At 29.8% G+C, this 24,603-nt stretch carries 21 protein-coding genes; 9 read left to right on the top strand and 12 right to left on the bottom strand.

All coding sequences use genetic code 11. From position 1 onward, the window contains the following. Window positions 1-825: 825 nt before the first annotated feature. The 10 genes from BTO06_RS01175 to BTO06_RS01210 form a co-directional block, all read right to left on the bottom strand. The gene (locus tag BTO06_RS01175) at window positions 826-1,521 is read right to left on the bottom strand and encodes a hypothetical protein (RefSeq protein WP_100923569.1); all 696 of its coding nucleotides are present in this window, start codon (window positions 1,519-1,521) and stop codon (window positions 826-828) included. A 157-nt stretch (window positions 1,522-1,678) separates the two neighbouring features. Further along, a complete protein-coding gene (locus tag BTO06_RS01180) occupies window positions 1,679-2,260 on the bottom strand; it encodes a hypothetical protein (RefSeq protein ID WP_100923570.1) in 582 nt (193 codons plus the stop codon). A 148-nt stretch (window positions 2,261-2,408) separates the two neighbouring features. Next, the gene (locus BTO06_RS01185) at window positions 2,409-3,179 is read right to left on the bottom strand and encodes a hypothetical protein (protein ID WP_100923571.1); all 771 of its coding nucleotides are present in this window, start codon (window positions 3,177-3,179) and stop codon (window positions 2,409-2,411) included. 134 nt (window positions 3,180-3,313) lie between these two features. Then, window positions 3,314-3,457, bottom strand: coding sequence for a hypothetical protein (locus tag BTO06_RS18345; protein WP_157811692.1), 144 nt, complete (start codon window positions 3,455-3,457; stop codon window positions 3,314-3,316). Window positions 3,458-3,792: 335 nt separating this feature from the next. Continuing rightward, complete coding sequence (locus BTO06_RS18350) at window positions 3,793-3,960, bottom strand: hypothetical protein (protein WP_157811693.1); 168 nt, start codon at window positions 3,958-3,960, stop codon at window positions 3,793-3,795. Window positions 3,961-3,981: 21 nt separating this feature from the next. Continuing rightward, the gene (locus tag BTO06_RS01190) at window positions 3,982-4,521 is read right to left on the bottom strand and encodes a hypothetical protein (protein ID WP_100923572.1); all 540 of its coding nucleotides are present in this window, start codon (window positions 4,519-4,521) and stop codon (window positions 3,982-3,984) included. 200 nt (window positions 4,522-4,721) lie between these two features. Further along, complete coding sequence (locus BTO06_RS01195) at window positions 4,722-5,390, bottom strand: hypothetical protein (RefSeq protein ID WP_157811694.1); 669 nt, start codon at window positions 5,388-5,390, stop codon at window positions 4,722-4,724. 244 nt (window positions 5,391-5,634) lie between these two features. Next, window positions 5,635-6,144 (bottom strand): hypothetical protein, encoded by a 510-nt coding sequence (locus BTO06_RS01200; protein WP_100923574.1) that lies wholly within the window; start codon window positions 6,142-6,144, stop codon window positions 5,635-5,637. 68 nt (window positions 6,145-6,212) lie between these two features. After that, a complete protein-coding gene (locus BTO06_RS01205) occupies window positions 6,213-6,689 on the bottom strand; it encodes a hypothetical protein (protein ID WP_100923575.1) in 477 nt (158 codons plus the stop codon). A gap of 85 nt (window positions 6,690-6,774) precedes the next feature. After that, window positions 6,775-7,452, bottom strand: a complete 678-nt coding sequence (locus tag BTO06_RS01210) for a hypothetical protein (RefSeq protein WP_100923576.1) — start codon at window positions 7,450-7,452, stop codon at window positions 6,775-6,777. 1,513 nt (window positions 7,453-8,965) lie between these two features. On the opposite strand from BTO06_RS01210, the gene BTO06_RS01215 reads away from it, so the two are divergent. Together BTO06_RS01215 and BTO06_RS01225 are read left to right on the top strand one after the other, a co-directional pair. Further along, complete coding sequence (locus tag BTO06_RS01215; protein WP_100923577.1) at window positions 8,966-9,898, top strand: class I SAM-dependent methyltransferase; 933 nt, start codon at window positions 8,966-8,968, stop codon at window positions 9,896-9,898. A gap of 1,362 nt (window positions 9,899-11,260) precedes the next feature. Continuing rightward, window positions 11,261-12,157, top strand: coding sequence for an extracellular catalytic domain type 1 short-chain-length polyhydroxyalkanoate depolymerase (locus BTO06_RS01225; protein ID WP_100923578.1), 897 nt, complete (start codon window positions 11,261-11,263; stop codon window positions 12,155-12,157). 135 nt (window positions 12,158-12,292) lie between these two features. On the opposite strand, the gene BTO06_RS01230 is transcribed toward BTO06_RS01225, so the two are convergent. Then, window positions 12,293-12,505 (bottom strand): hypothetical protein, encoded by a 213-nt coding sequence (locus BTO06_RS01230; protein WP_100923579.1) that lies wholly within the window; start codon window positions 12,503-12,505, stop codon window positions 12,293-12,295. Between the two features lie 88 nt (window positions 12,506-12,593). On the opposite strand from BTO06_RS01230, the gene BTO06_RS01235 reads away from it, so the two are divergent. The 5 genes from BTO06_RS01235 to BTO06_RS01255 all read left to right on the top strand — a co-directional run bounded on the left by BTO06_RS01235 (window position 12,594) and on the right by BTO06_RS01255 (window position 17,885). Then, complete coding sequence (locus BTO06_RS01235) at window positions 12,594-12,779, top strand: hypothetical protein (RefSeq protein WP_100923580.1); 186 nt, start codon at window positions 12,594-12,596, stop codon at window positions 12,777-12,779. 769 nt (window positions 12,780-13,548) lie between these two features. Next, window positions 13,549-14,148, top strand: coding sequence for a hypothetical protein (locus BTO06_RS01240; protein ID WP_100923581.1), 600 nt, complete (start codon window positions 13,549-13,551; stop codon window positions 14,146-14,148). A 234-nt stretch (window positions 14,149-14,382) separates the two neighbouring features. Beyond that, entirely contained in the window at window positions 14,383-14,859 is a 477-nt protein-coding gene (locus BTO06_RS01245) for a hypothetical protein (protein WP_100923582.1), read from the top strand. A gap of 1,540 nt (window positions 14,860-16,399) precedes the next feature. Continuing rightward, a complete protein-coding gene (locus tag BTO06_RS01250; RefSeq protein ID WP_100923583.1) occupies window positions 16,400-16,969 on the top strand; it encodes a hypothetical protein in 570 nt (189 codons plus the stop codon). Between the two features lie 67 nt (window positions 16,970-17,036). Then, window positions 17,037-17,885, top strand: a complete 849-nt coding sequence (locus BTO06_RS01255) for a hypothetical protein (RefSeq protein ID WP_157811696.1) — start codon at window positions 17,037-17,039, stop codon at window positions 17,883-17,885. Window positions 17,886-19,339: 1,454 nt separating this feature from the next. On the opposite strand, the gene BTO06_RS01260 is transcribed toward BTO06_RS01255, so the two are convergent. Further along, window positions 19,340-21,526, bottom strand: coding sequence for a T9SS type A sorting domain-containing protein (locus tag BTO06_RS01260; protein WP_100923585.1), 2,187 nt, complete (start codon window positions 21,524-21,526; stop codon window positions 19,340-19,342). Between the two features lie 1,210 nt (window positions 21,527-22,736). Here BTO06_RS01260 and BTO06_RS01270 point away from each other — a divergent pair. Together BTO06_RS01270 and BTO06_RS01275 are read left to right on the top strand one after the other, a co-directional pair. Then, complete coding sequence (locus BTO06_RS01270; RefSeq protein WP_100923587.1) at window positions 22,737-24,146, top strand: GspE/PulE family protein; 1,410 nt, start codon at window positions 22,737-22,739, stop codon at window positions 24,144-24,146. Window positions 24,147-24,148: 2 nt separating this feature from the next. Continuing rightward, the gene (locus BTO06_RS01275) at window positions 24,149-24,598 is read left to right on the top strand and encodes a hypothetical protein (protein WP_100923588.1); all 450 of its coding nucleotides are present in this window, start codon (window positions 24,149-24,151) and stop codon (window positions 24,596-24,598) included. The last annotated feature ends 5 nt before the right edge of the window (window positions 24,599-24,603 follow it).

Genomic DNA, 24,603 nt, shown 5'->3' on the forward strand with positions numbered 1-24,603 from the left:
AGTTAATTTTAATCCTGTTTTACCTATCCTTGATCACAATCAAAAAGTGTATTTAAAAGCCAAAAGTTGGACTTATTACATACAACGTAATTGTGTATGAAAAGTTGCGATGATTTTAGTAGCAATTTTTCATTCATTTTCATGATTTAAAAGTAAATATAATTTTTGATTTATAGATAAAGAAGCATTTTTTTATACACGCTGTTAACTAATGTTGGAGAACACTAGCCAAAATTCAAAGCCTTTAGAAAATTTTACACTGAAAGCAAACGAGACAGAATGCAAATCTAAAGGTTTATAAGCAAGAACAATTGTCAGCCAATAAAAGATAAATAGTTACAAGCCTTACTTGCATTTAGTTTGCGTATTTTAAGTTTAGTACAAAGCCTTTTTTTTAGAAAAAGAACGGATCAGAACGTTCAGCGAGAATTGGCTAAAAATACGATGAGGTTCTACTCAAAAATAAAAAGTAAGCTTAGTTATCGGAACGAGCCAGAGACTTTTCAAACACAAAATAAGAACCGACAATCAAGAAATTAGGAGATTGGCAAATGATCCAAACCATCAAACGTTTAGTTCTCTAAAAAAAGGACAAAGCTGGAATTATTGTTGAAAAGTACAATTTTGAAACTGACTTTGATTTATCAAAAGGAGAACTTCATATAATTCTCGACAATGATAGTTAACGTTCTCGTATAACCGTCAGTTACGGGTTTAAAGTTACTGTTTTTCGGTTAAGCACTAACGCTTGCAATTCCAAGTGGATTAGGACGACGTCGAATCCGCCGTAATTGCGGTTATACATTGTTGTAAACAGTGCTTTTTTCATTTCGTTATTCTATTTACTTTGACATAAAACCAAGGCACAGGCTCAAATCCATATTCTTGGTCATTCATGAATTCCATTATTTCATTCCAGTTCGCATAATTTTCTATAAGACCAAATTCGTTTATTGTAATTCCGAATTTATGTTTCAAATCGTTAGTTAAATCATTGCAATGAAATGAGTGAAAATCTCCACCTGCTTCAATTCCGATTATGTCGTAACCTAAACTCTCATCTTTTTCTAAATCAATCTCTTTGGTTTTTAGTTTGTGATAAATCCCAACTTCTCCAGTTAGTTTATCAGTTGGTTTTGTCATTTCCAAAACTTCGTCCAAGTCAGATTCAGGGAAGCTGATACTTAATATTTCAAAGTTTGAATCTTTCGGAAAGAATTTCTCTTTGTATTCCGTCAATGTTTTTATGTCCGAAAATGTATTTATCCAACCAAGTTTTTGTTCATCCAGTTTTTTGTCCGCCCAAACTTGAATCTCCTCAATATTTTTATCTGTTAGATTAAAAGTACGTTTGGTTTCCTCAAATTCTTTTTTTTCAGTTGTTGCCCAAGAAATTGCCCACGAGTCAAAAAAAGAGTCGTTTATGCAACGACTACAAGTATAGATTTTCGAACCTTTAATCGTTCCGGATTCGAGAGGTTTTAATTTAATCAGATAATATGCTCCAATATAGTACTTCACTTGGTTTCGGCATTGTTTACAACGGTCTCGTATAACCGTCAGTTACGGGTTTAAAGTTACTGTTTTTTGGTTAAGCACTGACGCTTGCAATTCCGAGTAGATTCGGACAAAGTCGAATCCGCCGTAATTGCGGTTATACATTGTTGTGAGCAGTATTTTATTCACAGTATTTTGTCAGTTTTATACTTTTTAAAGCTTTAAAAAATTCCGTTTGAGTTGAGTCAGATAAACTATTTCCATAAAAACTCAATCTCGTTTTATTAGAATTTGGTCCACCACCTTTAAGACTGTCGATATAAATTCCACTAGCTCCAAATCCTTTGTTCTTTGGTTTGATGAATTTAGCTTGAAAGCAATCAATACTATCTAATTCATATTCGTATTTTAGATAATCTTTTGTATTATATTTTGCAGTTAGAAAATCATCGACAACCAAGTACTTCACTTTTTCCAGTTGCTTTTTTTGTTTTTCTGTAAATTCAGAATATTCAGATTTATCAAATACCAGAACTTCATTATTTCTAGTCAAATCTCCAGAGTACCAACCTAAATCGAAAATCAAAGTATCATTTTTGTCAGTTATTAGTCCCCTTACATAACTATCAATTCCCTTTATTTTATACTTGTTCCAACTTGAAGGAACAGTAATTTCAAACGCTTTAAAGTCAACCGTTTTGTATTCTGATTTTTGACAAGCTAAAATTAGAGTTAAAATTATTATCGATAGTATTTTTTTCATATTGCTCACAACGTTTTGTGTATGATTAGTTGCGGGAAAAGGATACGAGTCTTTTTCCGTTTTTTCGGAAAGATAATTAATAAGATTGAATTTCTGATAAGGAAATTCAGCCGCAATTAATTATACGCTTTGTTGTGTGTTGCCGTATTTAGTTTTTATTCCAGTATGTTTTTCTCAATTCAAATGACTCTTTCGTTTTATTTATTTCAAACTCTAAGACGTTACCCTTAAAACAATTGTGGTGTTCATCTTTTTCTATTCCCCAAGATTTGAATTTTACTAAGTTAGGGTCTGAAAAATCAAAATCAAAGGTAAAATAGTTGTCTTCTAGTTCTAGTCTACAAGATTCCGATCTCTTTTTAAGAATATTTTCTAAACCATTACTAAATACTTTTTTAAATTCAATTGGTTCTAAACTATCTCCATTAAAAATATAAGTGTGAATATCTTTTCCGTCTCCTACAATATCATTGGTAATAACAATACTTTTTATTGAAGTAAGGTTAAAGATTGAAAGTGTCCAAAAACCGTCTACAACTTGAATTCCTAAAGTATTTGGTTTTATGTATTTAAATTTGTGATAAGCTTGGGTAGTGTCTATGAGATAGTTGTTTTTCTCTATAAATTCTACAGTTTTGATTCGATCTTTTTGAGGCCATTTCCAACTTTCCATTGATTCAAGCGGAAGTATTTTTAGAATATCGAGAATTTTTTGGTTTTTCAAATAATCAATTTGAGTAGTATCTGAGTACTTTTTACCTCTATCAGTTTTCTGTACTTTACTTTTTTGAAGTTCTGTTTGGTTTTTATCAGTCTGAACTACAGTTGTATCTAGATTGTATGTTTTATTGATTTTATTATTCTCGACTTTACAAGAAGAAGTTAAAATAAAAACGAATAGTACAAATAAATGTTTCATCTTTTTCAGGTTACACACAACGTTTCGTGTAAGTTGCGTTTTAATGCAATTTACACGTTGTTGTTTGTAGTAAATATAGCTAAAATCTTATAGTTTCTGTTTTTATATTTACGTAGTCAGTCCAGGCGCTACATTCAGATTACTTTAAATCCACTTGTTTTTTCAAGATTATGAATTATATCAACCACAGACTGATATGGTTTGTTATCTGAAAAATGATTTTCTGCTTTGCTGTAAAACATTGATTTAAATAAAATTATCGTTTTAAAACTTGACATTGTCAAAAAAATCTTCTAATTTCGGCAAGCTTTTTACGCTAGCATGCGTATTTGAAAGTGTAACTCTCATACGATGTCAATCGATAAGCTTGACTAAACTACATTCTTACGTTTAGTTAATTTTAATCCTGTTTTACCTATCCTTGATCACAATCAAAAAGTGTATTTAAAAGCCAAAAGTTGGACTTATTACATACAACGTTTATGTATATGGAAAGTTGCGGTTTTGTATGCGAGGATTTTTCGAAGGAAAATCAAACGTAACAAAATAAGCAACTTCCTTTAAATTTAGCCTAAACCAGCAATTTTTTATATACTTTGTTAGGCACTGGCTTTTATTTATCTTTTTCTTCAGAATTATCAGATTCAGGTTCCGAATTATTTTGATTTTCTACATTATCTAACAAATCTTTTGGTGGTTTTCTAAAAGGTAAACTTTTGTCAACTTCTCCACCATTTTTTAATTTGTCTTCCATTAATTTTTTTAATAAATCTTTGTCCATTTTCTCTATGTTAGATTGTTTTTATTCAGCTTGTTTAAATTCTAATTCTGCGTTTTGGTTTTTCTCTAAAAATTCCAACAATTTTTTGTCAGATTTCATTTTTTCCTCAATAGCTCCAATCTGAAGAGTAATTTGCGAATCAGTCAGACCTCTGTTTTTCAAATCAGCCTTGATTGATTCTGTATCTATTCTTAAATAATTTTCCATACTTGAAATTATACCATTAAGCATATTGTTGTCCATAACCATAAAATCAAATTTTACAGGAGTTTTGTCTGCTAGAATACTTTCATCATAATAGTGTTTTAACTCCGTATTCTGAATCATTTGCTCTTTTGTTAAATTGACTATTCCGTTCGAGTTTGTCGGAATAAAACTATAAGTGTAATAACTCAATGAATCAATATAAATGTTTAGATGACAGAGAACGTTTTCCATTTGTAAATTTTCACCGTTTTTATTTTTTAATTGGATGCTAATTTTTTTTGGTAAAAGTGGATGTTTTTTATTTTGTAATTCGTTTGTGTATTCAGCAAATTTTTCAGGACTATCAATTTTCATCGTTTTTTTATTATTCTCTTTGCAAGAGAAAATTATAATTAGGATTAATATGTAGATTGGCTTTCTCAAATTGTAGCTAACGGTTGTGTATAAGCTTTGTTGCGATGTATAAGTAGTGAATTTAATAAATAAAACACGAACGGCGAAATTCCGAAGAATTTCCCAAGTGAGCCAAAACCAGCAATAAAGTTTATACGGTGTTACCTGCCGGCTTTTGTTCGTTTCTCAATTACATAATTTCCCATTTTCCCACAGTCAGAATTTAGAACTTCAATTTCATTCCTGTTTTTAGAAATAAAATTTAAAAACTTTCTTTCATACTCATACCAAGTCCCACCAATTGGTGTATTTCTGCAAGTTTCGACTAAACTAAATATCTGTTTTCCATTTTGAGTAATTAGACCTCCAGGTTTTACTCCGATAATTAATCCAATTACTCTCTCATAATCTTTTTTATCTAAACTTTCCAAATTATCAAACATCTCATATTTCAAAGCGTCTTTTTTTATTTGATTAAAAGCAGTCTCAGCTTTTTGGTTATTAGAATATGTTGCAACAAATAAAATAAAATGTTGATAATTTATTGGATTTGTTTTCTTTGGATAATTTTTATCTGAATAAGCCACAATTTTTTCAAGTCCATTTGATTGGAAAATTTTCAAATGTCTCGGGTTTTCAGAATTTTTTATATTAAATGAGTGAATTCTGATATTTTCTTTCAATACTTCGTTTGCGAAAAGTTCAGCAGATTTTGAGTAATCATTGTTCAATTCTGAATTAGATTTAATTTCAGTTTTAGATTCAATTATTAGCTTTGATTTTTGTTCAGTTTTTTGTTTTTCATTACAAGCACAAAGAAGCAATGTCATTATTATCAATATGTTCTTTCGGATTCTCATTTTTAGCTTGCAGGTAACGGTATTGTGTATGAAACGTAGCGTTCAAGAAGGCACTAACTTTTCAGATTAACACAGAGCCGAATTTTATATTTTGTTTTTAATTTTTCTATTCTAAAAGCCAAATTTAAAAATTTGGCGGACTTTGTAAATAAACACATACCTTTTTGAAAGCCTTTATTAGCTATGTTTTATACATGTTGTTGGCAAATCGTTTTTAAGATTCAAGATGATATTCAATATAAAAATACGATTCTTTAAATTCAGCTAAATATCCATATGTAGGTCCTACTGGCATACGTGGATTAATAGTTTCTTCAATTTTCCAGTAATTCATTAGACCATTTGGCTTTATTACATTATGCTTATTAAATCTAGGTTCATTTTCTCCTGTCCAATCATCTTTATATTCTTCAATTTCATCTAATGCTCCTTTTAAATCTCTTTCAAAAGTTGATATGTCTATTTTTTCAATTTTCAATCCATTACACCATTCTTTTAAATCAACTTCGAATTGCCAATTAGACAAACCATAGGTCAAATCCGTATGCATTTCTACTGCTTTAATTAAACTTAAAAAAAAATGTTCAGGTGACTCATATATCTCTTTAGTACCGCCAACAATTCGAGTGAAACTAATCTGCCAAGTCATACCCAATTCATCAAATATAAATTTGGTTGCTAAATTATCTTTGTTGATTAATTTGGTAAAATTTTTAGTATTCATTCTAATGTTTGCCAACGTTTAGTGTAAAATGCGTTTTAATGCATTTTTACACAGTGTTAGGTTTAGTTTTATATTCCTTCATATTTGTTAGTTACAAATCGGAGTTTTTTAATTGCGTTAAACAGGCAAAATCCAAAATCATGGTGAGGCAGATTTACGATTATTTCAGTATTGTCCTTTTTTATGATTTTAAAATCACCCGAATAGAGCCAACTTTTATATTCTCTGGGATTTTTGAACTCAGCTGCTTTTTCCTTGTTTCTGCCATTTTCAAGATTAAGAAATTTAAAGTCTTCAATTTCAATCCCGTTTATTCTATTATCTATTCCATTTTGCCTAACAAACAAACATTTAGTTGTTAGGAGTATCCAATTTGAATTACCCAAATCCATAAGTAAAACTTCTAGATCATTATCATCAAGGGCAACATTATTCAGTCGGGTATTGCTGTCTGAAGAGTCAAAAAAGTTGAATCTAGGTTTCCCTTTGTAAACTTCAAGTGACTTAATAATTTGTGTTTTTATTTTCTCTTTTTCCTTTCTCAATCTTTCTCTAATTAAACCTAACGATTGGTATAAATGGTCGTTTTAATGCCATTTATACTTTGTTGGCAAATCGTTTTTATTTTTTTTAATCCCATAAATGTAAATAATACTTTGAGAATTTATTTAAACCTTCTTGGATTTTTTCCTCATTATATTCAAGTTCTTTATCAAACTGTAATGTATAATTCAAGAGTTGTTTAAAAGCATCAATCATTTTATCAAGTTCCTTATTCCAAGCATGCTTCAATTCAAGTTCATCTTTGTCTGAATATGAATCTTTTTTTTCAGACACGTCTAAAATCCAATCTGGTAATGAATATCCTCTTATGTTATAATTCTCTTTATAGTCTTCAAGTCGGCTTAAAATAAATTCAGCCATTTCATATTTCACCTCATACCAAGCCCATTGATTATTTTTATCTAGTTCTTTTATATTATCAAATTTAATCCAGAACTGTTCAAGTTTTTCACTGAAAATTCCTTTTCTCATATCCAGCTCAGCAATCTTTGAGCTAAAATCAGAATAATTCTTCATTTCTAATTCACTCACTATAATTTCGTCTACAGTTTTAGTCCCACTTTCCCATTGCTTATCGGTCAAAAAATTCACGTACAGTTTGTCATTCTGACTTTCTGATTTCATTCCTTTCAGAATCCACTTTTCTTCAATCCACCAAGGCAAAGAATTTCCATCCTGTAATTCAATCAGCTCGAATTTTCTTTTTTCAAATCCTTTCAGTAAATCCTTTTTATAATGTTTCATTTAATGTTTGCCAACGTAATTGTGTATGAAAAGTTGCAATGATTTTGGCAGCAATTTTTCATTCGTTTTTCATGATTTAAAAGTAAATATAATTTTTGATTTATAGAGAAAGAAGCAATTTTTTATACACGCTGTTAACTAATGTTGGAGAACACTAGCCAAAATTCAAAGCGTTTAGAAAATTTTGTACTGAAAGCAAACGAGACAGAATGCAAATCTAGATGTTTATAAACAAGAACAATTGTCAGTCAATAAAAGATAAATAGTCACAAGCCTTACTTGCATTTAGTTTGTGTATTTTAAGATTTGTAAAAAGCCTTTTTTTAGAAAAAGAACGGATCAGAACGTTCAGCGAGAATTGGCTAAAAATACGATGAGGTTCTACTCAAAAATAAAAAGTAAGCTAAGTTATCGGAACGAGCCAGAGACTTTTCAAACACAAAACAAGAACCGACAATCAAGAAATTAGGAGATTGGCAAATTATCCAAACCATCAAACGTTTAGTTCTCTAAAAAAAGGACGAAGCTGGAATTACTCTTGAAAAGTACAATTTTGCAACTGACTTTGATTTTTCAAAAAGAGAACTTCATATAATTCTCGACAATGATAGTTAACTCGTTATATCTGTATAAATATTCCTATTTATCGATTAAATATTCCGGATAACAGGAACTTTTGTGTTTTTCTAGTGTTTTTATTTATCGGGTATTTTTTCAAAAGTATTGAAAATTTAATTAACTCCAAATAGTTTTTTAAACACAAAAAAACACTCCACAGAAATACTGGATAGGGTGTTATAATGAACAAAAGAAAGTCAAAGTTTATAAATCGATAATTACATTATTCCTACTTACACCTTCAGATAAAGTCGATTTCTTCTAAAAGATGTTATAAGTAACTTCTAAACCATTACCTCTATTTTTTTCTAGTTCTGCAAAACGTTTTTCAATTCCTGTTTTTATTTTTTTTCTTTTGCATGCGTAAAAATTTGTAATCCGTATTGTAAGGCTTTTGCAAATTTAGGATACTCTGCATTTTTTTATTTGGTTTCTTTGGGCTTTCAATCTTATCGATAAAGTTGAAGGATTATCGCATACTTCAAAGAAACCTTTACCAATGTTTAAACCGAAATATTTTATATCTTTAAAAACAAGATAAAAAGATTTTAAAGATCCAAACTAGTGAGAATTTTGAAGCTTAAAAGCCAAGACTTAAGTGGATTCATAGAAAACTGGGCGAATTAAATATAAAAAATGAGTAGATATTATTAATGTTAAGCTGATTATTAGCTCTCTTAATTATAAACCTTATTTCGCTTAGGTTCATTTTAAATAAATAACAAATTTGATATAACGCTTACTAAGATATGTGTAATTAATTACGATTGATTTTCCTCATCGAAACTTCAATCTTATTAATAATTTTTCCTCAACATCGGAAAATGGCTTGCCTCTTATTATTGCAAAGAAAAAACAGATATATTACTTGTATACAATTTAAAAATATAACGTCATGAGTAACTCAATATTTCGGAAAGATGGAACAGCCCAAGGTGTTGCAAAACAGCGTTTTATTGAGTCGCTAGCTAAACCTCATAAACGTATTATATATGACCCCTATGCAGATAAATTTGTACTTGGCTCGAGTCTGATAAAACTAATGGGTCATAAACTGAGCGTATGGATTACTAAACAGTTTGCACCTGGTTTTCACGAACACCTTATTTCTCGAACACGATTTATTGATGATTTAGTAAAAAATGCAGCGAATAAAGGGTTTGAACAATATGTTATTCTCGGTGCAGGATATGATTTAAGAGCACATAGGCTCAATCTTCCATCTACATTGAAAATATTTGAAGTGGACCAAAAAGAAGTTCAAAATAGAAAGCGAACAAAACTTACTTCAAATATTCCCAATTTTGAAAATATAAAATATGTGAGCATAGATTTTAATAATCAATCACTTAAGAAAGAGCTTTTAGGAGCTGGATTTGATGTATGTAAATCAGCCATTTTTACCCTTGAAGGTGTTTCGCAGTATATTTCAAAGGAAGCATTAAAATCAACCTTAGAAGAAATAGAGGAACTCACAAAAAACACGAATGCTATTTTTTATATTTCATATGTAGACATTCAGTTAAAGGAAGATCCCAAACTTTGCTTTGGTAAGGATTATCCTTACCCAAAAGAGAAGGTAAAAACAGTTATGAACTTAGCGGCAAAAGTAGGAGAACCTTGGATATCCTTCTATTCGCCAATGGAAATAAAAGAAATCCTTTCAAAACATGGATTTACGCTAATTGAAGACAAAACTCTGGTTGATTTCAATTCAGAGTATTTTATTCCTGTCGGTAGAAAACTGTCCGATAGCGAATTATTTAATCTGGAACATTCAGTACACGCTGAAAGAAAACAGCTTGTAACTAAATCTAAACTGCATTAAAACGTTCTACGTAATTTTCAAAAGGAAGTGTCAAAAATCTTACTACGCTCAGATTTAACTTCATATCCGGCATTTGCTCGATGCGCAGAAGTATAAGAAATGAATCAATCTGATTTAACAAATCGAATATTCCAAAACCTATCATTTCCGAAAGAATGAATGTAAATCCTACTTTAATTTGATTTATTTTGGCAGCTCTATTATTGGATAAATAGGGATGTTGGGACGAGAATACTAGATTTTAAAATTTTAACTTCGTAACATTAATAAATATTAAAAGATAAAAAAGGAATATTCACGAGTGATCATCATACGCTGCTGTTTATAAGTTGTAAGACTAAAACTGGAAGTTGAATTGAAGGACTTGCGGTTAATTAGCAATTAAATTTTACTTAGAAGTGCATATACTTCAAAAAAAGAAGGAGAAACGGATAAGTACTCTAAACGTTAAGAAAGGTGTTTATCTTTTGAATCTTCATAAATGTAAAGTGTTTTTGTAAAATAGAACAACTTGTTTTACATGTTTAAGATTAAGGTCAATGAATAAAATTCAACATTATTTAAAATTAGTACTAATAAACTTCAAGAAACTTGCATTAGAAATTATGTTAATTAGTTTTTTTGATTAGTGGTGCTTTGAATATAACATTAATGTTGATTGACATGGAATTATTAAGACAGTAGCAAAATCAGGATTTCTAATCTTCTCATTATTGTTAGTGATAATCGGATAAAAGTTAGAAGATGAGCTAACATTAAGGATTAAACTTACAGCATTTTCTACTTCATTTATTTATGGAGTTGCAATTATAATAGTTGAGACATTTATCAATCTGATGATAGAAGATAGTCCATAACATATAATGGAGCAACTGAACTTTTAATTAGCATGTTCTTATTGTACTTCATAATTATATTTATAATGAAAAAGAATAGGTAGTGAAGAATAATATTAGAATACAAATAGCGATTAAAGATTAAATCAAGAATCATTAGCAAATACAATTGGAGTTTCTACGTAAACTATTAACTCTGTTGAAAAAAACAGATATGTGCCATCAACTATTCTCGCTTTGAAATTAGCTAAAATATTTGCTAAAAGTGTAAATGAATTGTAATTGTTTGAATTAGAAGACAAGGATTTAAACCTGAGTTCCAGAATTTGTTTAAAGATAAAGAGCTTATGTCGTGAATTCAGATGTTTGTAAATTTTAAGAAAGTCCGCTAAAATTTAAATTTAGTTTTTTTAGTTATAAAATATAAATGCAAAATATTTATATTTATATAGATAATAATGAAAGTGCTTGTTAACCACTCTAAATTACTTATCATGATCGTTATACATAATACAAAAGAGATAACATGATTCAAGCTAGAAAAAAAGCTTTATTTTTTGCTATTCTACTAATAACTCTGGGTAGTTGTAAAAATGCTGAAACAAACAATTCAGAGAGTTGCTATTTAAATTCCAATGTAAAAACCTTAGTTCACGACGGTCTCAATAGAGAGTATTTGTGTTATATACCTAGCTCATATGATGGGACATCCGCTGTTCCATTAATGTTAAATTTTCATGGATTTGGTGGTAGTGCAAGTGATTACATGCAAGAAGCAGATATGCGTTCCTTGGCAGAATCAGAAACTTTTATTTTGGTCTATCCACAAGGAAGTTGTTTAGATGGCTCTTCTCACTGGAATGCTTGTTCAAATGGAGGGGATAATAAAAGTGATGCTGATGATTTTGGTTTTATTGAATCAATAATTAATGAAATTTCATCGCAATATAACATAAACATGGAAAGAATTTATGCTGCTGGATATTCAAATGGAGGTATGATGGCATATGGGCTTGCGAATTACAAAAGTGACTTAATTGCTGCAGTAGCATCTGTTTCTGGTGCAATGTTAGATTGTACGGGAGCTACAAACCATCCTATGCCAGTAGTCCATCTTCACGGTACCTCCGACGCAGTTATACCCTACAATGGAGGTAATGGCTGGAATTCTGTACAAAGTACATTAGACTATTGGATAAATTTCAACAACACAAATATTAGCCCAACAATAACTGTTGATAATAGTGGAGGAATTACAATTGAGCATTATGTCTATGATCAGGGAGACGGCTTAGTTTCTGTTGAGCATTACAAATATATCGGAGGAGACCATGTTTGGTTTAATTCAACTTTTCAAGATCAAAACACATCTGCATTGGTTTGGAATTTCGTATCACGATATGACATAAATGGATTGAGATAAATAATAAAAGTACATCACAACGGCTAAATCAAATTAAGGTTGTGTATTTTCATTAAGTAGTTGAACGTTAATAGTTATTTAAGAAAGTGGACAGTGAAATGCTGAGAAAATCCGAACTAACTACAACCGAAACTCTCACAAACAATTTACATCATAATCACAAATGAACAAACCAAAAGCATTGTTTACTTTATTAATCGGAATTATCATTTGATCCTGTTCTTCACATGATAATTGCAATGAAATTTTAGAACCAAATGGAAGTGGATTTACCTTAAATTGTAATAGATATGAAACACCTTTTGGACGTTTGAATATTATCATCAATTGAATTTGAAACTGCATCATGTAAGTCATAATTTGTAAACGCTCCGAATTGTAGTGGAATAGCTTTCTATTATGAAAAACGGAATACTAATATAAACTTTGTTAATATTTGGTTGACATTTGGTTGATAATTCCTTCAGGTACTTATACTTTAAATTGTGATGTTGATATACAAAACGTTGCATTTTATATTGCAGATTGGAATCGTGTAATTCCTAATGAATCTTTAGTTACCTGTAAAAATACAGATAGTAGCTATTTCAGTTCTGAAGGATTATATGGTTCTGACTATTAGAACATTGTTTTAAATGTGTAAAAAAATAAAAGTATTTACACTTTTGACTATATTATGTTTTGTGACGGAAAATCTGTAAATGTTTTTTTTGAAGGCAAATTGGAAGTGGTTGACAGACGGGAATAGAAATAGAAACTGGTTGTAACAATGGCTTTAAATAACTGGCAGCTATTGCTTACTTCTGATAATCTATAAGTATTTTTTATTCGCTTTGTATTTACTCAATCAATTATCCCAAACATTCAAATTGTCATACACAAATATTTTAGTTCAGCTATTGATCTGTCTTAATTAAAGGCAATATAATTTGTAAAATACGTTTAGAGCAAATGATTATAATGTATAAAAAGTTACCCGATCAATGTAATTTTGGAAAGATAGAAATTCATTTTTCTAGAATTATTGAGTTCCTAAATGAGGCAATAGATAAATTGTAATTTCTTCCTACAGCAGAATTTGCATCATTTAATGTCCAAGATTATGGATTTAGTAATATGACTAAGGAATTATTCATTAATATTTATATATCTGCAATATGTTGTGGAAGTTAAGAAGAAAACCTACAGCCAACAATAGTTATAATTACTACGGCTAAATTCTTTATCCGATTTCATTGTAATTTTACTATCTTTCAGTTACGGTGTAAAGAGTCTTTCGGATTTTTCTAAAACAACATAGTTAAACCGTTGTCTAGCATTTTGACTTATCCTGAATAAAGACTACATAGTTTAAACATTATGCATAGAAAAATATCTAACTTAATCTTTAAATGCCAATGATATTACATATAATTCTTTTGGTAATATTTCTATCCTTTGCTTGCTGGTACGATGGCTGGTGGATTTCACCACTCACTAAAGAGGAGGGAAAAGTTTTATATAAAGCTTTGAGCGGAAAACGTGTAGAAGATCAGGCTAAATCTAGTGTTAATCCAAAATCTGTCGAAGTATTTACTAATACCGACAATGGAAAGCAATTTTACATGCTCAATCTTATTAAAGACAAAACTAAAAATCAAAAAAATGAGGATATTGGAGCATTTGAAAGTATAGACAAAAACTACGCTAAAGTCGTTTTCCCTCTTTTGTTTAGGCATGCTTGTCATCCAGTTCTAGTTTCAAAACCATTGAATACTTTTTCACAACCAGCAATTGAAGAAGAATGGAGCGCTATTTTCATCATAAGATATCGAAGCAGAAGAGATCTTTATAAAGTAGTTACTAACCCTGCATTTCAAAAAGCTTGGAAATTTAAATTATCAACTATTCAAAGCACAACCGTAATTCCATCTTTACCTGTATTACCTGGATTGAATTTGAAATGGATTTTGGGATTAGTGCTAATATTCATTGGATTAATTGGTACATAAACCGAATGTATTGAGTCCATAAAAATATTCTTATCATACCAAAAACAAACTTCAAACAGGATTGTAGACACGCAATATATCAATGGATAAGTGGTAATTATGACTGATTCGACTAAGTTCAAATCCATTTTTATTTTTAGCCATCGGTGTTTTGTTAATTATTAGTATTTTGAAGGTAACTGACGGTTCGGCTGAAAAGTTATGGGCAATTAGAAAGTTTTAAACCTAATTAATATGAAGATACGAGATAAAATACTTCCAAGAGAGGCGAATAATGATTATCAGGGTAGTAAAATAGCTTATTACACATTGATTCTTATCACAATAATATTTTTCGTTCGTTCGATGATACATTTTTTAGCACCCGATAGTGGAGTTCAGATGATTGCTACAATCGTTAAATTTGAGGGCAATCCAGACCCGAACAGAATCGTCTACATGTTTAGTTCACTAGGGGGCGCTATGCAACTAATTATGGTTATTGTATATGCAATAGTCCTTTTTTGTTATCGAAATCTAATTCCCTTGATGTTTGTTTTATTACTTATTGAAACGGTATTTAGAAAAATTGTAGTATTTATTCACCCTTTGACACCAAATTACTTTGAAAGTAATCCTCCAGGAACTTATGTAGATTTGCCTTTATTCATAATTTCTGCAATAATGATATATCTTTCAACAAGAACAATAAAAAAAGTTATAACTGAATAGGTTGAAAGTTAGACTTAATAATAATGATTAGCTAAAATGAATACTGAAAAAGTAAATAATGATGTTTATTAAATATAACCCCACTTCGGGATAGTAATATTTTTTAAATTATAGGTTAGCAATGAAGTATAGAAATAATACCAGAGGTGTCAAATGTTGAAATGTTATTAGGTTTTTTTTTCTTGTAAGTAAAAAAATAGTAAAAAGGAGTCTTTACATTGATAGCTCACTTATAAAGAAAATATCAAAGATTTATAGGGTAGTGAAAGTATTCAAGGAATAACAATAAAGAATTTGTTCAAAAATCAAATTGAAGGTCAACAAGAAAAGAATTATGACAGTACAATGATTGTAAAAAAGGTTTATCGTCTGCATAAAGTAATTTGAAACGGCTTTTGTGGGATAATTTTCTGTTAGGAGAACAGCGATAAATTTAGAACACCAAAAAGGGTTATTGAATGGAAAGGAACTTTATATTAAAAAATAAAACCTGATTTGATAAAAGAGCAAATGCGCTTATCAATATGAACCTTGACTAGATCGTAGAAAATAATCTTTTAAATTTATTCAATTAATTCATCATGAATTAAATCATCTTGTCTACGACTCCTTTCGAGAAAATGACCCTAATAAGAATTCCGAGTTAAGACAGACTATAGACGAGGGATTTGCCTGTTATTTTACTTGGGTATTTTTCGATGGACAAGTTTCAAAATATGAAACCGTTGAAAATATGACAGAAAATGATTGGAAGTGGTAGTTGGAATACGAAAAAAACAATTATTAACGGAGTTGAAACAATATTTTGATGATAAAAGTGGCCAAAAGCCACTATTGAGTAATGATAAAATAAAATGGTTTGAAGATGCATCAAAAGGTCTTAATTATTGGTGAGGCTTACAAGTAATTGAAAAATAAGTGGAGAAAAATGGGCTGAGTAGTCGGAGGTAGATTTGTGAGTTGAATGTTACAGATATAATTGAAAAGAGCTGCTCCGAAAAATATATTAATGATCTTCAATGAATATAACTAATAAAGGCTACTATTAATTCCTCCTTCTATGCTTTTTTTAATATTCTTAGGGATTTTCCGTTTGGTTTTTAATTGCTAGGTTTTGTGCTTAACTGCGTAATTGCTGCTGAAATAAGATGTTAACGAATATTTCAATTTTAGCAAGAAATTTATTAATCATGGTTTGAATAAAGGCATTATGATTTGAATGTAAATTATGGTCTTGAATAAAAACTTCAAAAATATTTTATTTACGACCTTTAAATCCAAACCTCCATCAATTCAAATAACGTTACATAAAGAAAGTTATCGGTACTCTTTTTGTATTCTACTTGAATTGTTGCAAATTAAGCTTTAAGAAATCGATCTAACAACTTTAATCCTGCTTCAGTATTCGGAATGTTTTTATGTAGTTCAATCAAATTGTGAAGTTATATGAAGAAAAATAACGTTTGCTAACATTTTGTATATTGCATTTGCAGCCATCGTCATATTAGTATAATTTCGAGGAGATCTTATTTACAATAAAATGATAGTTAAAGAATTAACACAAAAATCTGTATTCCAATCTGCTCACTTGTATAACGGAATTTATACTGAGTTTTTAATTCCAGTGAGATATAGTCCTTTGCAAAAAAAAGATGTATGTGGTTGTTGGTTGTTAGTTTTTAAAACAAAAGAAGTAATGAAAGTATGGCAAAATATTTACGAAACTTTTCAAAAATTTGTAACTGAAAATTCTTTATTATCAGAAGTAGTCGAGTTTGAGCCTTTTAAATGTTTAGATCCAAGTAGTATTATTATGAATAGAGGCTTCAATGAAGCATATACCACAGATTCCTACGCTTATTATCTAGAACATGGTGGGAGCCGACCAAATGAATGTATAAATAGAGATATATTTTTATTGAATCAAGCATTAGAGGAACTTCAACATCCTAAACTCGGATCACAAAATCGAGAACAAGTTATAAGTCGATTAATTACTAAAAATTTTATCGAAGGAAATTCCCAACTGAAATGGACAGATAAAGTACCATGGACATTATATATTCCTTCAATCTCCTATGAAGATATTGAGCAGTGGAAAAATAAGTAGACAATACAATCTAAACTACATTAAAACTTAGTTTAGCAAGAATATAATATGAAATTAAAAAAATAAAATGAAAAGATATTTACTGACAATTTTGGTCTTTGTGACATCCTGCGCCCCGACCAGCAAAAATTTTAAATCAACAGACTTTATATGGTTTAATTCTACTTTAAATGATGAGCTATTTGAAAAATCGTCGATGCATATACCTGTTAGATTCGAGAATGATTCAACAACTTATTATTTTCAATTTGATACTGGGGCAAATAAGTCTTTTTTATATACAGGACCAAAAAGTAATCCTGAGATTATAGACAGAATTAAAACAAATACGCAATTATCTACATCGATAGGCGATGTTGTATTACTCTCAATAAAATCCAATAATACATATGTAAAAGATGGTAAAACCTTTATTGGTACTATTGGTTCTGATATACTCCAAAATCAAATCCTTGAGATTGATTTAAAAAAACAAAAGTTAACTGTTTTGAGTGAGTATGATTTGCAAGAGTATCGCATCTATAAAATGAAACTTTCACGTGGACGTCCTGTTATCACAATCACTATTGATAAGAAAGACTATTCATTTCTTTATGATACAGGCTCAAGTTTGTTTGATTTATGGACTACCCAAAAACTTTGGTTAGAATGGAAAAGTGAATCGTTTGTAGCAGATGAATTTCCAATTAGTTCTTGGGGAAAAATAAATAAATCATACAGGTCATTATTGAAAAAAACTAATACTAATAATGACTTAATGAATCAAATGAAATACATTTGGTACAATGCTAATGATAATTTTGAAAAAACATTTGAAGATGCTGGTGTCAGTGGAATAATAGGTAACAGACCCTTTTTAGATAAGGTTTTATTATTAGATTTTAAAAGCAAACGAATAGGCATAAAAAAAGAATAATTAACTCAAAAAGTATATAATTATCGGCTTCTGATTTTTTTTATTTAGAATCACACACAAAATCTCAGACGATTTTAGAGATGCAAAAACTACTGCTTAAAAAAGATACCATCGAACGAATAGGTTTCTATGCCAATATTTTACACGCTGTTTTAGGTAAGTTGAGAAGCTTTCAAAAGAAGATAGTTTTCTTTTAGATTGTGAGTAGCAAAAATTCAAGCTTAGTATTAAAAATAACAATTTATATTTAATCTTTTCAATAGGCATTGTAATTCAAAAAGTAGAAGGTTTTTTAATGAAAGCAAAGGATTTTTCAGACTATAAATCCTTTGCTTACTTTACTGAGTTAAAAATAAAATGATTTAATTAGTAATTGGCACATCCAAGCTAAATATTAACTCCCTATTATTTTTAATATTATTATGAATTAATTTTTTAAAAAATTTTGGATCGAAACCTATTACATTACTTAATTCAGTATTATTAGATATATTCAACGTATCCATTTTTCTTATACCGTGACAGTCGAATTGAATAAAATCCAAGTTATTATCTGAAATGTCTACATTTTTCACACAATTTCTGTAATAAAGAGTATCAATTTTATTATTCGATAAATTAAGATTTAAAATTTTTTTAATTGGTGAATTAAAAATTATAAAACCACTTAATTTATTGTGGGATAAGTCTAAATGTTCTATTTCATTAGGAAGTTTTTCTAAGTCTAACTTATTAATGTTATTATACGATAGGTTAAGCCTTTTAATCTTCTTATACTCAGATAAATCTGGGATAGAATATAATTCTTTCCTAGATAAGTCTAAATATTCAATAACAGATTCATCTTTATTGTTTATTGTTTTTTTATTCTTTATAGTATTACATGAAAAAAAATAAATACTAATAAAAAGGATATATTGCTAATCTGTTTTTTCATATTTTTTGCCTTTTGAATTGATTATTTTTTAAGGTCTGCTTCGTTCGTTCCATTTCTTTTATTTCTCGTAATTTTGTTAGGAATCAACTCATATTTTACTTACAATTATTTGAATCAACATGGGTTGATTAATTTTTAAATTAGTGTAACTACAATATTTAGAATTGTTGTAAAGTGAAAAAACTCACTTAAGTCGTTCATAAAGCATATTACGGAATGTAAAATTTTAAACTCAAGTTTTAAATGATTTGATTACAAATCGAAAGAATAAAAATGAACAATAAATTATTTTTCCAATAAAGACTAAAAGTCCCAGTGGAGCTATATGTACTAAATGGGGATACCCTATAACATTAACTAAATTTATCGAATAAATTACTCTAATTCATTCTTGAATTGTACGATAAAGACAAAGAGATGATATTCTTTTTTTACTGTTACAATCATTTTTAGTTGTGTTTATCCAGTTTGTAGGCTGCAATCTATATCACTAAGTAAATTCTTATATTAATGGCAGTTATTTTATAATCTTCTTATGAAATAATGTTTGATTAGTCTTTGATGTTCCCTTTAATATATAAACACCATTTGTTAGGTTTGCCGTATTTACTTCAAATCTTCCATTATGATTATTAAATGATTTTTTGTAAACAATTGCTCCTGTAGTACAAATTATTTCGATATTCAACTCTTGCAAAAAAGTAGTTCTAACCTTTACCTCATTTTCAGCTGGAATTGGAAACACAATTGTTTCCATCGGAGTTTGTTCATCGTTAATGCTTGCGATATCTCCAGAAAAGTAGGCGATAGCTTTACCAAATGCATCTTTTCCTATTTGCTCCCCAATAACTCTCCCTCTAATATCATCGATAGGTGGATGAATACCTCCCCATATCCTAGATAAACTGGTCTGATCTGAAGCATCTTGATAAGTTGCCCATTGTAATACAAAACCTTCGGATGGTCCTTGTTCGAAAACTAAGAATGAATTCTTACTAGCATTAAAAGTTCCCATTCCACCGGGGAAAAACTTATCTCCAGTGATCAAGGTAAGTGACTCTGAAGCTGCTCTCGAAAAGGTTGAATGTCCTGAAAGATACCCTGCGAAAGGCGGTGTAACAAAAGTTGCTCTTTGATATGGCCACCAATGAGTTCCTAAAATCCAATCTACACCAGCAATGTCTGTTGCCGGATCATTAATAAAATCAGGACCTTTCCAAGCTCTTACCTTTATTTTACCGACATTTTCATCTTTAGCTCCAGCTAATGGATCACCTACTTCAATCAACTCTATTAAATTGTCTATTAAAGGCAATCCATGTGGGTCAAAACTAGGTAAGTTTGGGTTTGTACTCTGACCTTTAAACGCCATATATCTTATTGCAGAAATGGGTCTGGTGAAATCATAATAACCTTTAATTCCCCAAGTTGTTACAGCAGAATCGTGCATAGCGCCACCCAAAGCTAAGTAACTTTTTACATCCCATTCTAAATCACTAAGTACGATCCCCTGACCGTTAAATTGTTTCACTGTTTCAGGATGATCACTTACATAGTTCATAATAGTAAACCAATGACCTGGCGGAGTTTCGGAATCTGGTCCATCTGCCCAAAACTCCGCCAGAACTCTTCCATAATCACCACGTTTTACCATTTGAGGAGCATAAGGTTCATTGGTAAACGGATTTAAAGTATGTCCAGTTCCAATATCCCCTCCATCGTTAAAATTATAAAAGGCCCTGTATTCATCGAAAGTTTCTGGAAACTCTGAAATTTCTATATTTCCTAGAGCTCCTGGAGATATGTCTATCATTACATCATCTTCAGGATCTAAATGAGCAGACCATGCTATAACCATTGCCATATTCCATTTATAAGGATCATCAATACCGTTTGCAGTTGAGTTTTGAATATAAGTTGGTGGTCCAGGATCTTTATAAACATAACTGTCAAAACCATTATTTAGAATTTGTAAGTCAGAGTTTTTTAAAGCGAAAGGAATAACTTGTCCCCATTCAGGGCTTAGGAATTCTGGGATATTGGTGGGAGAAGTATTTCCACTTTGATCAACAAAATTATCAAAGGACAAAGGTTGCCATCGATTAGGATTATTTAAAACATTATTCTCATAAAGGTTTAAGATCAAAGGATCATTTTCGGGGGTGTAATATATGTTTTCATAATCGTTTGCTTCATTTGAACCGTCTGTTAGTCCGAAGGCAATAATTTCTTGGGCTAAGTAATTACCTAAAGCTGCATAAGAACCAGTATTGTAATCAACTTCGGTAAAGTTAGCGTCATATCCATAATTAGTAAATAACGCTCTAATGCTTGTCATTATATCTACCGAACCAGGTGACGATTTAAACCGATGTTCTATAATTCGAAACATAGCATAGCTTATAATTTCGTGTCGAGCAGCCTCTATATCAGTGGGAGTAGCAATTCCATTAAAATTAAAGGTATATCCACCAAATGTTTTGCCTAGAAAAACTGTTTCTGCGGTATTGTCGAATATTGCCCATGCATCATACATTGCCACAGAACAATGAAACAGATTTCTGGCGTGAACAGTAGGCCTAGCGAAATCATTTCTTATCGCATGTAACAATTCTTCGTTCCAATCCCTAGCAACTGAATTTTGAGCATTTATAACTCCAAAAACTATCGTTAGTACTACAATTAAAAAACCATTTTTTTTCATTCTTTTATCAATTTTTCACTAAAGTTAATTTTATCAGAAATCCATTTTTATGGCTGATAGTGTATGTGAAATTAAGAATATTAATTGTTTTTTAAGCATGTCAAATAGTTTTAATATTTAAAGATTCAAAAAAAGATCTTATTTATTGAGAAAAATACCTTTTAATGGTGTTTTTTTGAATTCTTGGCGATAAAAAGTTGAATTTAATTGTTTATTATGCTTAAATGGAAAGAAATAAAGAAAATAGAAGTGTTTTGATTAGGGCGATGTTTGGGGTAGTAATAAGGAAACTAATTATATCTATTACAAACTTTCATTTGTAGTTGTTTTTATGTTTATAATTTTTAAATAAAAATAAATCTTTACTAGTAGATTTCATCAGCAATTCGCATTAAGTTCATAACGATTTCCAACGTAAATATTAGTCAATTTTAAAGCAATTCAATCGATATTATATGTAATATTCTATAATGAGAGTTTATTAAAGAATATCGTTCTGCAACCGAAAGTTTCAATTACTCAATGGTAAATCTATAATTGTTGACTTTCTCTATCAAAGTATTCTTAGTTCATAAATTCAAGGTGTATTTTTTAAAAAGTGAGCTTTTGTCATTTTTTATTTGTTAAATCATTTTTTTACTTTTGAAAGATTACATATTTCTAGTTTATTTTAACAGTCTTGTTTGGATGTTTTTTGAATTTGTAGTTTTTATTTTTGCATCAATATTATCACTGAATGTACCTGTATTGTTTATTATTGCTATTGTTTCTAATTTTTCTTCAAGATATAAAAGAGAGAAAAGTTTACATATGGTTGTTGATTTTAGCAATCCTTTTAAGTAGTTCCATATTTTTTAGCCATACAGTATTCGATTTATTTCTATTAAATATTTCTATTAATATTACTGTTATGATAATAATGATCTCTATTTTATTTGTTTACGTTAAGTATAAAATGAGACTAAGTTTTTCACAAGCATTAGGTTTTGGGGATATATTATTTTTCTTAGTTTTTGTGTTTGGTTTCCCTGTAAAAACATTTTTATGGTTATTTGTTAGTTCCTTAGTTTTCTCTATGATTCTTTACTTTATAACCAAATCCAAAATGAAAGAGGAAACGGTTCCTTTAGCTGGGTTTCAAGCGCTGTTTTTATTCTTAATTTTATTTATAAATTTGATATTTAATATACACAGTTTATATGCTATTTAAATGAAAGAGAAAAATTATGATATTCCCACAGAGTTAGTTCAATTAATTCCTGCTGAGTTGGCCTACCAATATAGAATTGTTCCATTTGAAAATTCCAATGGAGTAATATTATTGTTGTCTGACAATGAGTTTTTGGAAGATTTGAAAAATGAATTAGAAATCGTAATAGGGACTTCTGTTCTTCTAAAAAAGGAAGAACCCGATCATATCAATAAGTATTTAATTACTAATTATAGAAAAAGAAATAAAAGTACCACTACATTAACTTATTCTGATGATTTTTTGTTGAATATAATCCATGAAGCCAAAGAAATAGGAAGTAGTGATATTCATTTTGAAGCTTTTGAAGAAACAAATAAGGTTAGATTCAGAATTGATGGAAAACTTATAGAGAAGTATTTAATCTCGCTGAGTGAGTATCCTAAAATTATTAACCGGTTGAAAATCATGTCGGGAATGGATATTTCGGAAAAACGGCTTCCTCAAGACGGAAGAATTAATATTTCAACATCTTATGAAGATTTTGATATCAGGGTTTCTTCTCTACCTACGTTGCATGGTGAAAAATTGGTGTTACGTATTTTATCTAAAAATAATGTTGCTATCCAGCTTGAAAAATTAGGATTCAGTGAAGAGGAAATTAAGATTTATAAAAATGCAGTGAAGAAGCCCAATGGAATCATTCTAATTTCTGGTCCAACTGGGTCAGGAAAAACGACTACGTTGTATGCAACTTTAAAAGAACTGAATAAAGAAGATACTAACATTTTAACCATTGAAGATCCGATTGAATATACTTTAGAAGGTGTGAACCAAGTTCAACTAAAGGAAGATATCGGATTAGATTTCGCCAGTACTTTAAGAACATTTTTACGCCAAGATCCTGATGTCATTATGGTTGGTGAAATACGGGACGTAGCAACGGCTAATATGGCGATTCGTGCTGCATTAACTGGGCACTTGGTTTTGTCTACGATTCATACGAATTCAGCTTGGGGAACAATTTCAAGATTAATAGATATGGGTGTTCCGTCATTTTTAATAGCTAGTACTTTAAATGTCAGCGTTGCACAACGATTAGTGCGTAAATTGTGTGATAATTGTAAAGTTGAAGTTACTACTGAAAGAGACGATATTCCTGAAGAATTATACCAAGAAGGATTAATAAAGACTCATTTCAAATCAGTGGGATGTGAAAGTTGCTATCAAACAGGGTATAAAGGTAGAAAAGCTATTTACGAAATTATTCCAGTAACAAAAACTATTGAGAAGGCAATTAAAAAGGAAGAATTAGAAATCGACGATTATTTAGTTGAGAATAATATTTATACTTTAAAAAGTAATGCAATTGAATTAGTTAAAAACGGAGTTACTTCAATCGATGAGGTATATTCTTTATTAATCTCTTAGTTATGAATAAACAAAGGAAAACATATATTTTATTAGTTGCTGTAATTATAATTTGGAGTATTGTTGGTTTTCAGTTTTTAGGGTATGTAGATTCTGAAAATGAATTACCAGAAGAAATTCCGTACGAAAAATTTGTTCCTAAGGAAGCAAAAGAAAAGGAATTATATACGGTCAGTACACATGAAAGAGATCCTTTTTTAGATAAATACTCAAGACCTAAAAAAGTAATTCGAAGAAAAGAGGTAGTTCCTAAAGAGCCTATTATTTTTCCTTCGATACTATTTAAAGGAATAATTAAGAATGGAGATAAAAAATTATTTATTATTGAGGTAGATGGCGTTCAGCAGGTTTTCAAAATAAATAAGGTAATAAATGAAGTTCAAGTTATTAGTGGTACTAGTAAAAAGATTGAAATAAAATATAAAGGAGAGATCCAAACGTTCTACAGATAAAGAAC

It is taken from the genome of Tenacibaculum sp. SZ-18, from assembly GCF_002813915.1.
Classification (GTDB): Bacteria; Bacteroidota; Bacteroidia; order Flavobacteriales; family Flavobacteriaceae; genus Polaribacter.